Origin of the sequence: Rudaeicoccus suwonensis (assembly GCF_007829035.1) — a bacterium.
Classification (GTDB): domain Bacteria; phylum Actinomycetota; class Actinomycetes; order Actinomycetales; family Dermatophilaceae; genus Rudaeicoccus; species Rudaeicoccus suwonensis.
Window position 1 is genome coordinate 2180782 of record NZ_VIVQ01000001.1, and the last position, 13019, is coordinate 2193800.

Consider the following 13019-nt stretch of genomic DNA (forward strand, 5'->3'; position numbering starts at 1 on the left):
GCTGCGATGGACTGGCTGCGAATTCGCACCAATGACGGGCTCGACGCTCTGACATCAGAGGAGATCCTCGAGTTCCAATTTCAGGGTGAGCCGCGTCGTCTCGCCGCAACGCAACAAGGCATCTGGAAACCGCACGACCTTCCGGCCGCACTTGCGATCCGCACCACGTATCGCGCCGAAGGACAAGAACGGCCGTATGACGACAACCTCGGAGTGGACGGGCTCTTCCGTTACAAGTGGCGTGGTGACGATCCGCTGCATTCGGACAACCGAGCGCTGCGAGCGGCGAAAGACCTTGGGAAGCCGCTGATCTGGTGGTGGGGCGTCGGCAAGGCGGTCTACAAACCCATCTTCCCGATCTACCTGATTGATGAAGAGATCACGCAGCAACAATTCGTCGTCGCCACGGATGGCCTGCAAGAGTTGCCGGAAACCGGTTCCGCAGTCGAAGAAGTCCTCCGTCGCTACATCCAGCGAGAGACGCTGCAACGACTGCATCAACCGGTGTTCCGATCGATGGTGATGCGAGCGTACGGAACACGTTGCAGCGTCTGTGAACTCGGCCACTCCGTGCTCCTAGATGCAGCACATATCGTCGAAGACCGCCACGAGTTGGGAGTCGCCGCTATCCGAAACGGATTGGCGTTGTGCAAGATTCACCACAGTGCGTATGACGCGGGCATCCTCGGCGTGACGCCGGATCTGACGATCAAGATTCGCAGCGACATCTTGCAAGAGGTCGATGGGCCGTTGCTGGAACACGGCCTCAAGGCACTCAACAACACGCCTTTGCGTGTGGTTCCCAAGGTTCGTAAGGAACGCCCTGACCCCGAACTTCTCGAAATCCACTACCAGAAATTCATCGCCAGCTGAGCGGACCGGCACGTCATTCGGCCCACAGCCGCTCGTTGCCGATTTGTAGACTCCGCTGGTGAGCAGCTTCGAGACTGGCGTCGCGCACACGACCGACGGTGCCGAGATCTATTGGGAATCCCACGGATCCGGGCCGGTGCTGCTGCTGGTCGCGGGCCAAGCGTGCAGTGGCCGCTGCTGGGAGTCTTTGGTGCCCCAGTTGTCGGATCAGCACCGGGTGCTGTTGTTCGACCATCGCGGGGTCGGGCGCAGCACGTCCGGAGATCTCAGTGGGACGACGACCCGCTCGTTCGCAACTGACGTCGTCACGCTGCTGGATCACGTTGGTGCTCAGTCGGTTTCGGTCTTCGGGCACTCGATGGGTGGTCGCATCTCGCAGTGGCTGGCAGTCGACCATCCTGAACGAGTGGAACGCCTGGTGCTGGCCAGCACGACCGGCGGCGATCGTCGCGGGGTGCAGCGCGATCCGGCGATCAGTGCCCAGCTCGCGTACGGCGACATGGCGGCGATGGCGCGCCTCAGCTTGACCGACGCGTTCCGCGAACAGCACCCCGATGTCGTTGATGCCTTCGTCAACAACACCCTCACTCCTGCCGCCCGACGGGCGCACTTCGAAGCGAGCCGGGACCATGACGCATGGGACGCGGTCCACCGAATCACCGCGCCCACGCTCGTCATACACGGCCAGAATGATCAGCTGACGCCGCCTGGCAACGCACAGCTACTCGCCGAGCGCATCCCGCAGGTGAGCCTGATCATCGAGCCTGGGCAACGACACTGCGCGCACCTGGAGTCAGATCGTCTGCAACATGAGGTCATCGAATTCCTCAGTGTGTGAACGACATTCGCTGTGCAGCCACGGAGACCATGACCGGGCTGTTGGCACAGTAGCGCAGTCCTCGCTGATAGAAGAGTCACCCGTTCTTAGACGCCAGGAAGTGGTCAAAGTCGAACGCTTCCAATGGACCCGACGCTTCGCCGGCGATGATCGCAGCGCGTAGCGACGCCATCTGCGTCTCTCGGTCCTGGAGCAGGCGCAAGCTGGCACACACGACGTCGCTGGCCGAGCGGTAGCGCCCTGACTCAACCGCACGTGCCATGAAGTCAACGAGGTGATCATCCAGCCCGATGGATATGTTCTGATCCATACGCAGATGGTGCCAGCTGTTGGCGGGTGAGGCCATCCGAAACGACGGCTGCCAGTGGGTTGGGTCCCACTCGTCGCTGACCGCTCAGCTGCCGTTCCTGCCGAGCCGAGTCGAGTCGCCTCCTGAATAACGACAGTCAGCTGATGTCGCCTCCGCTGGCTAAAGATGCCAATCGATCTCCTGCAGCGCGTGCTCGAATGCCCCGTTCGGTCTCGCCGACGGCAGCACCTTCAGGACATTGGCTCGAGCCGACTCCAGGTCGGCGCCGCGGAGCATCGCATACGCCATCGCCACCGTGGGCGTGCGTGACTCGGCGCGCACGCAGTGCAGGAAGACCGTCTTGCCCTCGTCCCGCAGCGCCGCAACCGTCCGCGCGGCATCCTCGATGACGAACGTGAGATTCGGATTCGCACCCGCCGTCGGGTCGTCGATCAGCCGAAAGACGAAGCTTTCCAACGCATTCGGCACTTGTGAGCGACCGACGAGGCACAGGCTGACCACTGCATCAACGTCGGACGGCAGCGCCGCCAGCGCACCGACACCGCCGAGCCACAGGCCCGCGTCGGCCGGGTGCTGCACGAGCGTGCCAGCGCCCTCCCACGTCGAGTAGTCGAGCTGCTCGGCCATCGGCCAGCCCAGGTGGCCCGCGCGGCCTCCGTTCGACGCGAGATGCGCCAGTTCCACGAGCCGCTCGCCGCGAACCCCCGGATATCCGTGCAGGATTCGCCGGTATGCCGCAGGCACCGCGGACGCGCCCCACCGCGCGCCCAGCAGCCCTCCGGCAATGGCCGCGACGGTGTCGGTGTCGTGGCCGATCGCGATCGCCGTCGCAAGTGCATCGTTGAGGTGGGCGCACGCAGGTCCGTCCGACGGGATCGCTGTGTGCACAATCGCCGACCACGCCGCCTGGAAGGCGCCCATCACGTGACCGTTCTGCACGAACGTCCCAGGCTCACACGCCTCGGCCTGCTCGATCAGGCCTGACCAGTAGGCCTGCGCGTCGTGGTCGAGCCACGGCAGACCGACACGTATGTCGAGTTCGGCGTGCACGATCGCGTGCCGAATCGCCATCGACCACAACACACATGCCTGCCCGGCCAGCGGGTCGTGATGGGTCAGCGAGCTGACCGCCATAGCCGCCTGCGCGAGCGCGTCGCGGTCATCGAGGTAGGCCAGGGCCACGGGTGCGGTGCGCATGAGCGAGCCATTGCCCGCGCTGCGCCCTGTCAACTCGTGCAGGCGTCGCGCCACCTCGGTCATGGATGCCGCCGTCGACCCGCTTGCCGCGAGCACCCGCGCCGTTTGCATGCCGATGTCCGGCGGACGGCTGTCCGACCACGCCTTGAAACCGGCAGCAACAAGGTCGAGACCCTCCCCGCCGCGCACATCGAGACCGTCGGCGAGAGGCGCGAGCACGGCATACGTCATGGACGTGTCGTCGGTCCACTCCCCCGGCGCGAATCCGCCGAGGCCGCCGCCGATCATCTGCGGACCGGCGGGGCCGAGGGTGGCCGAACCGAACTCATAGCCTGCGCCGAGGGCGTCGCCATTGGCTGCGCCAAGGATGGCGCCGCATGCCCGATCCTGCTGTGCCGCAGTCAGTTGCATCAGGTGAAAGCCTTTCCCATACCGCGCAGCACCAGATCGGCCTGCGCGACGTCGAAGTTCTTGAGATAGCTGTCGAAGAAGTCGTCGAAGACAACCGCAGCGAAGATTCGAGCCGGCAAGATCGCGTACTGCCACACTCCCTCGGGACGCAACCCGAGCTGACAGTCGCCGTAGCGGGGACCGTCGATCGCGAGGTGGAGTCCGGCCGCCTGTGTGTCGGGCACCTGGGCCACGACTCGTGCCATCAGTCCGATGCGCAGCGGGTTCTCGAGCACGCGCACCCACAGCCCGTGGCCGCGGTGGTCGAGCTCGAAGTCACCGTCGTCGTCGATCTGCACCTCGTCGCAGTACCGCGCGTGAAGACAGTTGCTCACGATCTCGTAGAGCTCGTCGCGGTCACGCGGAGTCACCGCCACCAGTTCCGGCTCCTGCTCCACCATGTCGTCCTCCCGCGGTGCCTCGTGCGTGTCGGCCAACTCGGACGCCACGTCGTCCCAGTTGAGTTCGTCGGTCATCGCCACCTCCTCTTTAGCATGCATCGTTCTCTTATTTGTCATTTAACACGCTTCTTTCGCTATAGTCAACGGATGCCGAAACTGGAGGCCTTTCCACGACCCGCCGTTGCTGTCGACCTCGCCCTGCTGACCGTCGACGACCCGGTGTCGACTCCGGCGCTGCGGGTGTTCATTCGTGATCTGAACGGCGAACATCATTTGTTACCAGGAGGTTTCATCCGCGAGCGCAGCACCATCGCGCAGACCGTGGACTGGATCTTGGAGCAGAAGGTCGGGCTGTCACTCCCCCGTGGTGTCACGCCCCGGCTGCTGCGGGTGTTCGACGCACCCGACCGCGACGACCGCACCTGGGCAATGTCGATCGCGCATTCGATCTGCCTGCCGACCGGTATGACGCAGCGCGTCGCCGGCGACTGGGTGGCTCCACAGGAGGTCGGCAAGCTCCGGTTCGACCACAACAACATCGTCGATGCAGCGGTCGCCGAGTTGCGCGAACGCTATGAGTTCAGAGGGCGTTCGGAGGATCTGATCAGCCCCGACCCGGACGGATTCTTCGGGTCGGAGGCGTTCACCCTGCACCAGTTGCGCAGGGTGCACGAGGCGGTCGTAGGGATGCCGATGCACAAGGACAACTTCGCCAAACGTATGACGCCGCTGCTGGATCCGGTGTTGCACCGGGACGGCACGCCGGTGCTTGCTCAGAACCTGCGCGGCCGGCCGGCTGCGCTCTACCGTCGCCGCGCCTGACTTGGTGGGCCGCGTGCGTGCGCCTCGTGGACGGAGCGCGGTGCGCCGGACGACGTCATACAGCTCGATCGTCGATGTCGTTCGTGACTGCTAGCTTCCGGCCATGACAGATTCCTCGCCCTCCCACCCCGCGCCAGGGGTTATCGCCGACGCCAAGATCCGCTCGACCGGCGCGTGCATCCTGCTGATGATCGTGACGCTCGGGTTCTACAGCTGGTACTGGTGGTTCAAGGTGCACTCCGACCTGCAGCGCCAGCGCGACCGTGGGCTCGGCGGCGGAATCGCGCTCGTGCTGGCGATCTTCATCTCCATCGTCCTGGTTTTCCTCACCCCGTCCGAAGTGGGCGACGCCTGCAAAGACCGCGGGATCCAACAGCGAGTCAGCGCGGTCACCGGCCTGTGGGTGCTGTTGCCGCTGGTCGGCATGATCGTGTGGTTCGTGAAGGTGAACGGTGCTGTCAACCGCTACTGGGAATCGCTCGGCGTGCGCGCCTGACCAAAAGCACTGGACATGGCGGCCCTTGGACAGCCTCTTGTAGGTGCGTGGATGTCCGCGCTCTGTGGCGATTTGGGCGCAGAGCCGCGCTTCATGACGAACACGCCACGGCGCCGTACCGAAACTGTCCCTGCCCGTCGATAGAGTCCAACCTGTAATCGCGGCCCGACGGGCTTCCGCCGCAGGACATGCCCCCAATCCGCACGATCATTTCGTGCTGCCTGGGGACACCTGCCTTGACGCTATACCGCACTTCCGTTGATGGATTCTCTGCAATCGAGCACCGCTTCGTCGAGCTTCTTTCCGACAGCATGAGATCGGCTACGGGTCGGAGACCCAGCGCGTCCGAAGCACGCTCATGGGCCAACAGCATTCCCGCCCTTCGAGCCGACCTCATCTCAGCAGGCCTGGGCAGTGTGGAGATGCTGTTCGAGCACCAGCTGCCACTCACGAGCAAGCGTGCGGATGTCATCCTCGTGGGAGAAGATCCGCGCAGCGGCGATCCGTCATACGTGATCGTGGAACTGAAGCAGTGGAGCGAAGCGAGCGTCTTCGAGGACGACATCACTCTGGTCTCGGTTCCGGCGTACGGCAGGCCGGTCACGCATCCGGTGCTTCAGGTCCGTGATTACTGCGACTACCTCGTTGACTTCACCACCGTGCTCGAAGATCGCGCCGACGCGGTTTCCGGAGCGGCCTATCTTCACAATGCCTCGGCAACCGGCGTGTCTCAACTGTTCGGCCTTCCTGGCGACCAGCGCGGTCGCCTTTTCACCGGCGACAGGAGAGGTGAATTCGTCGACTTTCTGCGGAGCCACTTGGCCGAGAACCGTTCAGGCGCTGGATATGCCGACGAGTTGCTCAGCAGCCGCATCGCGCCGTCCCGCCAACTGTTGTCGGTGGCCGCGGAGGAGGTGCAGCGGCGTGAGATGTTCGTGTTGTTGGACGAGCAGCGTGACGCCTACAACTATGTGCTCCACGAGGTCGATCGGGCCCGACGGGCCGATTCCAAGTCTGCGGTAATCATCACCGGTGGCCCGGGCACGGGCAAGAGCGTGATCGCGCTGTCGCTGCTGGGAGAACTGTCCCGCCAGGGACGAGCAGTGCTGCACGCCACAGGCTCGCGCTCGTTCACTGAGACACTGCGAAAGGTCGCGGGCAAGCGTTCAACGAAGGTCAAGGCGATGTTCAAGTATTTCAACTCGTTCATGGCCGCTGAAGCCAACGACCTCGACGTGCTGATCCTCGACGAGGCGCATCGCGTGCGCGAAACATCGGTGAACCGCTGGACTAAGACGGAACTGCGAACAAAGCGATCACAATTGGACGAATTGTTCTCCGCCGCAAGGGTTCCCGTGTTTCTACTCGACGAGCACCAGGTTGTTCGTCCGGGCGAGCTGGGCACTGTGACAGACATCGAGTTGTATGCCGCTGAACACGAAATCCCGGTGACCAGAATCAGTCTTGATGATCAGTTCCGGTGCGGTGGTTCGGAGGCCTACGTCGACTGGGTACAGCGCCTCCTCGGACTACGTCCGGGCGGCCCGGTTGCGTGGGAGGGCGATCCGAACTTCACAGTCGACGTCGTCGAGTCACCGTTCGACCTTGACGACGTCATGCGACGACAGAATGCAGAGGGGTACACGGCTCGAATCACCGCCGGCTACTGCTGGCCATGGAGTGACCCACGCAAGGACGGGACTCTGGTCAACGACGTGAGTATCGCGGATTGGTCGAAACCCTGGAATCTCAAAGGACCTAGAGCAGTCGGCGGTGCGCCGACCGCTCCGTTCTGGGCAAGCGATCCGGCTGGATTCGGTCAGGTCGGCTGCGTCTACACCGCGCAAGGATTTGAGTACGACTACGCCGGGGTGATCATCGGCCGCGATCTCGTCTGGCGCACCGATCGATGGATCGCGCAGCGGCTAGAGAACCGTGATCCTGACTTTCGCAACCTGAAAACCGTCGCAAACGATCGCTTCGACCAACTAGTGCGTAACGTCTACAAAGTACTGCTCACCCGTGGAATGCAGGGCGTCACGATCTATTCCACTGACAGCGAAACCCGTCGCTTTCTCGACTCACTCATGCCCTCCCAACCCGGTCAGTGAGTTCGCCACGATGCAGTGACACCGCATCCGGGCCGAATCGGCAGGTGACGTTCAGCCAGCTGCGGGGCGTCCGCGTGATAGTGGCTGTATGACGATCACCCCTGGACACGGCGACGATCAACTCCGCGACGAACTCGTGCAGGGCGGGTGGCGAGCCCTCCCCCGCGAGCGCATCGGCGACGAGCCGATGCCACCGACTGCGGCATACGAAGCGATCCGCGCCGACCTTGAGCTCGACGGCAGCGCCCGGCTCAACCTGGCGACCTTCGTGACGACCAGCATGGAGCCGCAGGCCAAGGCCCTGATGGCCGAGTGCATGGACAAGAACATGATCGACAAGGACGAATACCCGCAGACCGCTGACATCGAGCAGCGCTGCGTCAACATCCTGGCCGACCTCTGGCATGCCGAAACCCCAGCAACTCCAACGGGTTGCTCCACCGTCGGCTCCAGCGAAGCGTGCATGCTCGGCGGCCTGGCGCTCAAGCACCGGTGGCGTGCCCGCGTCGGTGACGACCTCACCCGCCGCCCCAATCTGGTGCTCGGTGCGAACGCCCAGATCTGCTGGGACAAGTTCTGCCGCTACTTCGAGGTCGAGCCGCGCCTGGTGCCGCTCGAGGGCGACCGGCTGCACCTCGACGCCGACAGCGCCCTGAAGTATGTCGACGAGAACACCATCGGTGTCGTGGCGATCCTCGGCTCGACGATGGACGGCAGCTACGAGCCGGTCGCCGAAATCGCTTCTGCCCTCGACAAACTCGCAGCGAACGGCGGCCCCGACATACCGATCCACGTCGATGCGGCATCCGGTGGATTCATCGCGCCCTTCATCGACCCTGGCCTGCAGTGGGACTTCCGCATCCCCCGCGTCGCGTCGATCAATGCCTCGGGCCACAAGTTCGGTCTGGTGTATCCCGGTGTCGGCTGGGCAATCTGGCGCAATCAGGACGCCCTGCCGCAGGACCTGGTCTTCAACGTCAACTACCTCGGCGGCAACATGCCGACCTTCGCGCTGAACTTCTCGCGCCCCGGGATGGAGGTCGTCGGTCAGTACTTCATGTTCACCCGGCTCGGCCGAGAAGGCTTCCGAGTCGTGCAACAGGCCGCGCGTGACGTCGCTGGCCTGATCGCCGAAAACATCGACCAGATGCCGCAATTCGAGTTGCTCAGCCGTGGAGACGAGACGCCGGTCGTCACCTTCACCACGACCGATGCCGCGCAGGGTTGGGATGTCTTTGCCGTCTCCCGCGGTCTGCGGGAACGCGGGTGGCAGGTGCCGGCCTACACGATGCCCAAGAACCGCGAGGATCTCGCCGTGCTCCGGATCGTATGCCGCAACGGCCTCACCTCCGACCTGGCCGACTGGCTGTTGCGCGATCTGCACGACACCGTCGCCACCCTCGCCAGGGAGGCGCACACCGATCACGAACTCAGTGGTAAGGAGGCCTTTCACCACTGAGCGAGCCGTTGCGACGGGCAGGGTTCACAGCTGGTTGAACTCGCCCAGCGCTGCGGTGCAGAACCCGCCACCGACATACGTCGCGGCCGGTCCGGACGCATCCGGCGCGTCGGCGAGCTGCCCGGCATACGTCTCGGCGTCGTCGTGCGAGACGTAGCCGAGCCGGCGCGCCTCGGCCAGTGAGTAGACACGGCGCGTGTTGTCCGAAACACCCCAGACCACACGGTAATCCGGCTCCTGCGTCGCGAGCGCCGACTCGAACAGCCGAGCAGCGTCGTCCGGTGACAACCACGTCGCCAGGCCGCGTTTACCGATCGGCAACGGGTCCGGGAAGCACGAGCCGATCCGGATCACGGTGACGTCCATACCGAAACGGGAGTGGTACAGACTGCCGAGCGCCTCCATCGCCGCTTTGCTGACGCCGTAATAAGTGTCGGGACGCGCCGTCGAATCCGCGGGCAGCCCATCGGGCCCTTCCGCTGCTTCCGAGAGCCGGCGGAAGCCGACGGCATGATTCGACGACGCCAGGATCACCCGGCGGACTCCCGCCTGCCGAGCGGCATCGAGCACGGTGTGGGTGCCGTCGATGTTGACCTGCAGGATGTTCGCCCAGGAGTTCTCTCGACTGATGCCACCGAGATGTATGACGCTGTCGATTCCCTCGCACGCCGTCGCCATGAGTGCGGCGTCGTTGACCGAGCCGGTCAGCACGTCTTCGTCTGGTCGGCCGTGATCACCCGGGTCGGCCACGTCGAGCAAACGCAGCAGCCGGCCCGGCCTGCGAAGCCGTTCGCGCATCATGGTGCCGACGATTCCGGCAGCTCCGGTGATGAGAATGCGTTCCTGCGGCATACCTGACCTCACGTCTTCGTCCTGGGTGACCATCAGCGAATCCCGTTGATCCGCAACGTCCTTCCGAGCTCCTCGGTGACACGCACCACCAGTTGTGCAACATCCTTGGCCTGGGCATCGGTCACGCGGTCGATCGGCATCGAGCAACTGATCGCATCCGACGCAGGGATGCGATACGGGATCACCGCCGCGACGCAGCGCACGCCGAGGGTGCCCTCCTGGTTCTCGCTGGCGTACCCCTGCCGGCGGATCACCGCACACGACTCGAGCAGCGTGGCGCGGTCGGACACCGTGAACTCGGTGAGCGATTGAAGCTGCTGCGGCAGCAACTGCTCGATCTCTTCATCGACCAGTTCGGCGAGCAACGCCTTCCCCAGGGCCGTCGCATAGACCGGCAGAGTGCGACCTACTCGCGACACCAGCATCGTGGAGTTGCGCGACTCGCGCGTCTCGAGATAGACGACCTGGTCGCCGAACCGCCGCGCCAGATGCGCGGTGAAGCCGCATTCGGACCGGATCTGCTCCAGCGCCGCGGTTGCATACGGCACCGCCGGATCATGATCGAGGTAGGCCGTGCCACTGGTCAGAGCGTGCACCCCCAGCCGGAACCCGCGACCGCGCGCGTCCTCCTCCACCCAGCCGGCCTCCGCCAGCGTGCGCAACAGCCCGTGCAGGCTCGACCGCGGCACGCCCAACCGCGACTGCACCTGGCCCAACGTGAGCCAATCCCCATGCGCTGCAAGCAGTTCGATGACTTCGACAGCACGACGAGCGGATTTCACCCCGGACTCCTCGCCACGCGCGGTGGCCTTCTTGGGCACACGCTGTCCTTCAGCCACAGCACCGACTCCTCGCCTTTTGCGACGCTCGACCGTGACGGCATCCGCCGAAAAAGCCGGTCCAGCACCTTGCATGTTCCTGAACTCGAAGTCTAACATCGACTAACGTTCACATACGTGAACCTGATTCAAAGATTGCCACTGGGAGACACCATGAGCTTGCAGCCGCAGCACACGGCCTGCACCACGACCGATCCGACCCTCACCGGCCTGCTCGCCTTCCCGCTGACCGCTTTCGACTCCGCGCTCGAGCTCGATCTCGACGGGTGCGCCGACAACATCGACCGGCAGATCGCCGCAGGTGCCAGTGCCGTCTTCGTCGCCTGCGGCACCGGCGAGATGAGCTCGCTGTCCTCACACGAGCAACTCAGCATCTGGAAGATCGCCACGGAGGTCGCCAAGCACCGCGTGCCGGTGTGGGTGGGTGTCGGCGGCGGCGCCGCGACAGCGCGCGAGGGCATGGAAGCGGCCCATGCCGCAGGGGCCGACGGCGCCCTGCTGCTGCCGCCATACCTGGTGACCGGCCCGCAGACCGGGCTCATCGACTACGTGCGTTACGTGACCACCGGATCAACCGTGCCGGTCGTCGTCTATCACCGGTCGACCGCCGTCTTCACGCCGCAAGGGGCCACCGCGCTGTTGGATCTGCCCGCGGTCATCGGGCTCAAGGACGGTTACGGATCGATCGACCTCATGTCCCGCATCGTCACCGGGATTCGCACATCCGGTCATGAGCGCGCCGCGGACTTCCTGTTCTTCAACGGGCTCCCGACCGCGGAGGTCTCGGCCGCGGCATACAGCGTGATCGACGTCGCGCGTTACTCCTCCGCAGTGCATTGTTTCGCACCCGAGATCGCGCACGCCTTCCACGACGCGCTCGCCGACGGCGACACCGACACCACACGCAGCTTGTTGGCATCCTTCTATCTGCCGCTGGTCCAATTGCGAGATGAGTCAGCAGGATTCGCGGTCTCGCTGGTGAAGGCCGGTGCTGCCCTGCGTGGACACCGCGTCGGCAATGTGCGCCCGCCGCTGGTGATGCCGAACGCGGAGCAACTGCATCGGCTCGAAGCCATCCTCGACGCCGGCCTGACCGCCGTGGGCGCCACCCGATGAAGATCCTCGGCAGCACGCTGACGCCGATCGCCTTCGCCGATCCGCCCCTGCTGAACGTGATGGGCGTCCATGAGCCGTATGCGCTGCGCAGTGTGCTGCAGGTGCAGTGTGAGGACGGCATCGTCGGGCTCGGCGAGTCGTATGGCGATGCTCCCTTCCTTGAGCAGGTCGCACGCGCACTGCCCGCGCTCATCGGACTGGACGCCTTCGACCTGCCCGCCATCCGCGCCGCCGTGTCTCGTGCGCTCGGCCGTGCCGTGGTGACCGATGCCCATGGCCTCATCGGCGGATTTTCCGCGGACAAGACTCTCGCCAGTGTGTATTCGATGATCGAAGTCGCCGCCCTGGATGCTCAGGGCAAGGCGTTGCACACCCCGGTGGTCGAGCTGCTCGGCGGCAGGGCACGCGACCGCGTCGACTTCTCGGCCTACCTTTTCTACAAGTACGCCGCCCACGCGGACGGTCGCACTGACCCGTGGGGCGCGGCGCTGGATGCCGACGGACTCGTCGAACAGGCGCGCCGGATGATCGACGTCTACGGTTTCGGATCCATCAAGGTCAAGGGGGGCGTCTTCGCACCCGAGGTCGAGTGCGAGGGCATCGAGGCACTCGCAGCGGCCTTCCCGGGAAGACCACTGCGGCTGGACCCGAACGCTGGTTGGACACCCGCTACGTCGATCAACGTGGCGAGCCGACTCGAGGGGGTCCTGGAATATCTCGAAGACCCTACCCCCGGCCAGGACGGTATGGCGCAGGTCGCGGCGCACGCCCCGATGCCGTTGGCGACGAACATGTGCGTCGTCAGCTTTGCCGACATCCCGCAAGCGGTGCGCCAGAACTCGGTGCAGGTGATCTTGTCCGACCATCACTTCTGGGGCGGACTGCGCGACACCCTGGCGCTCGGAACCCTCACCGAAACCTTCGGACTCGGCCTGTCGATGCACTCCAACAGCCACCTGGGCATCAGCCTCGCCGCGATGGTGCACGTCGCCGCCGCGACCCGTCAGCTGACGTACGCCTGCGACACGCACTGGCCGTGGAAGGACACTGACATCGTCGAGCCCGGCGTGCTCGAGTTTCGTAACGGCTCCGTCGCCGTGCCGACCGCTCCGGGCCTCGGCGTGAGCTTGGATCTCGACGCGCTGGCACGCGCTCATGAGACGTACCAAAGCTGCGGGCAGACCAGGCGTGACGACGTCACCTACATGCGGCGGTTCGTGCCCGATTTCACCCCGAACACCGCCCGGTGGTGATC

General features: G+C 64.8%; 13 protein-coding genes. 8 read left to right on the top strand and 5 right to left on the bottom strand.

Translation table 11 applies throughout. The features are described 5' to 3' along the window. The first annotated feature begins 6 nt into the window (after window positions 1-6). Both BKA23_RS10000 and BKA23_RS10005 read left to right on the top strand, forming a co-directional pair. A complete protein-coding gene (locus BKA23_RS10000; protein WP_246104557.1) occupies window positions 7-873 on the top strand; it encodes an HNH endonuclease in 867 nt (288 codons plus the stop codon). Between the two features lie 58 nt (window positions 874-931). Further along, window positions 932-1711, top strand: a complete 780-nt coding sequence (locus tag BKA23_RS10005) for an alpha/beta fold hydrolase (RefSeq protein ID WP_170226453.1) — start codon at window positions 932-934, stop codon at window positions 1709-1711. Window positions 1712-1787: 76 nt separating this feature from the next. Here the strand turns inward: BKA23_RS10005 and BKA23_RS10010 are convergent, their stop codons facing one another. From BKA23_RS10010 to BKA23_RS10020, 3 genes are all read right to left on the bottom strand, one after another. Continuing rightward, window positions 1788-2021 (bottom strand): type II toxin-antitoxin system ParD family antitoxin, encoded by a 234-nt coding sequence (locus tag BKA23_RS10010; RefSeq protein ID WP_145227615.1) that lies wholly within the window; start codon window positions 2019-2021, stop codon window positions 1788-1790. Between the two features lie 159 nt (window positions 2022-2180). Next, complete coding sequence (locus BKA23_RS10015) at window positions 2181-3629, bottom strand: ADP-ribosylglycohydrolase family protein (RefSeq protein ID WP_145227617.1); 1449 nt, start codon at window positions 3627-3629, stop codon at window positions 2181-2183. Then, entirely contained in the window at window positions 3629-4144 is a 516-nt protein-coding gene (locus BKA23_RS10020; RefSeq protein ID WP_145227619.1) for a T3SS (YopN, CesT) and YbjN peptide-binding chaperone 1, read from the bottom strand. The genes BKA23_RS10015 and BKA23_RS10020 overlap by 1 nt, the downstream gene beginning before the upstream one ends. Window positions 4145-4216: 72 nt before the next feature. Here BKA23_RS10020 and BKA23_RS10025 point away from each other — a divergent pair, with 72 nt between their 5' ends. The 4 genes from BKA23_RS10025 to gad all read left to right on the top strand — a co-directional run bounded on the left by BKA23_RS10025 (window position 4217) and on the right by gad (window position 8957). After that, on the top strand, window positions 4217-4891 hold the full coding sequence (locus BKA23_RS10025; RefSeq protein ID WP_145227621.1) for an NrtR DNA-binding winged helix domain-containing protein: 675 nt from the start codon (window positions 4217-4219) through the stop codon (window positions 4889-4891). Between the two features lie 103 nt (window positions 4892-4994). Next, entirely contained in the window at window positions 4995-5387 is a 393-nt protein-coding gene (locus tag BKA23_RS10030) for a DUF4234 domain-containing protein (protein ID WP_211841642.1), read from the top strand. 422 nt (window positions 5388-5809) lie between these two features. Beyond that, window positions 5810-7498: a DUF2075 domain-containing protein gene (locus BKA23_RS10035; RefSeq protein WP_246104610.1), complete on the top strand. Its 1689-nt coding sequence runs from the start codon at window positions 5810-5812 to the stop codon at window positions 7496-7498. Between the two features lie 88 nt (window positions 7499-7586). After that, window positions 7587-8957, top strand: coding sequence for a glutamate decarboxylase (gene gad / locus BKA23_RS10040; protein ID WP_145227625.1), 1371 nt, complete (start codon window positions 7587-7589; stop codon window positions 8955-8957). Between the two features lie 24 nt (window positions 8958-8981). Here gad and BKA23_RS10045 read toward each other — a convergent pair whose 3' ends face one another. Beyond that, window positions 8982-9842 carry an NAD-dependent epimerase/dehydratase family protein gene (locus BKA23_RS10045; protein ID WP_246104558.1) on the bottom strand — a complete coding sequence of 287 codons (861 nt, stop codon included), beginning with the start codon at window positions 9840-9842 and terminating at the stop codon, window positions 8982-8984. Beyond that, complete coding sequence (locus tag BKA23_RS10050) at window positions 9842-10648, bottom strand: IclR family transcriptional regulator (RefSeq protein WP_246104559.1); 807 nt, start codon at window positions 10646-10648, stop codon at window positions 9842-9844. Before BKA23_RS10050 ends, BKA23_RS10045 begins: the two co-directional genes overlap by 1 nt. Window positions 10649-10801: 153 nt before the next feature. On the opposite strand from BKA23_RS10050, the gene BKA23_RS10055 reads away from it, so the two are divergent. Further along, entirely contained in the window at window positions 10802-11764 is a 963-nt protein-coding gene (locus BKA23_RS10055; RefSeq protein WP_145227627.1) for a 5-dehydro-4-deoxyglucarate dehydratase, read from the top strand. Continuing rightward, window positions 11761-13017, top strand: a complete 1257-nt coding sequence (locus tag BKA23_RS10060) for an enolase C-terminal domain-like protein (protein ID WP_145227629.1) — start codon at window positions 11761-11763, stop codon at window positions 13015-13017. Before BKA23_RS10055 ends, BKA23_RS10060 begins: the two co-directional genes overlap by 4 nt. Window positions 13018-13019: the final 2 nt, after the last annotated feature.

What these genes read in the sequence shown, in the direction of transcription:
- BKA23_RS10000 (WP_246104557.1), top strand. Translation starts at nt 7, where the DNA reads ATGGACTGGCTGCGAATTCGCACCAATGACGGGCTCGACGCTCTGACA.
- BKA23_RS10010 (WP_145227615.1), bottom strand. Translation starts at nt 2,021, where the DNA reads ATGGATCAGAACATATCCATCGGGCTGGATGATCACCTCGTTGACTTC.
- BKA23_RS10015 (WP_145227617.1), bottom strand. Translation starts at nt 3,629, where the DNA reads ATGCAACTGACTGCGGCACAGCAGGATCGGGCATGCGGCGCCATCCTT.
- BKA23_RS10020 (WP_145227619.1), bottom strand. Translation starts at nt 4,144, where the DNA reads ATGACCGACGAACTCAACTGGGACGACGTGGCGTCCGAGTTGGCCGAC.
- BKA23_RS10025 (WP_145227621.1), top strand. Translation starts at nt 4,217, where the DNA reads ATGCCGAAACTGGAGGCCTTTCCACGACCCGCCGTTGCTGTCGACCTC.
- BKA23_RS10030 (WP_211841642.1), top strand. Translation starts at nt 4,995, where the DNA reads ATGACAGATTCCTCGCCCTCCCACCCCGCGCCAGGGGTTATCGCCGAC.
- BKA23_RS10035 (WP_246104610.1), top strand. Translation starts at nt 5,810, where the DNA reads ATGCTGTTCGAGCACCAGCTGCCACTCACGAGCAAGCGTGCGGATGTC.
- gad (WP_145227625.1), top strand. Translation starts at nt 7,587, where the DNA reads ATGACGATCACCCCTGGACACGGCGACGATCAACTCCGCGACGAACTC.
- BKA23_RS10045 (WP_246104558.1), bottom strand. Translation starts at nt 9,842, where the DNA reads ATGGTCACCCAGGACGAAGACGTGAGGTCAGGTATGCCGCAGGAACGC.
- BKA23_RS10055 (WP_145227627.1), top strand. Translation starts at nt 10,802, where the DNA reads ATGAGCTTGCAGCCGCAGCACACGGCCTGCACCACGACCGATCCGACC.
- BKA23_RS10060 (WP_145227629.1), top strand. Translation starts at nt 11,761, where the DNA reads ATGAAGATCCTCGGCAGCACGCTGACGCCGATCGCCTTCGCCGATCCG.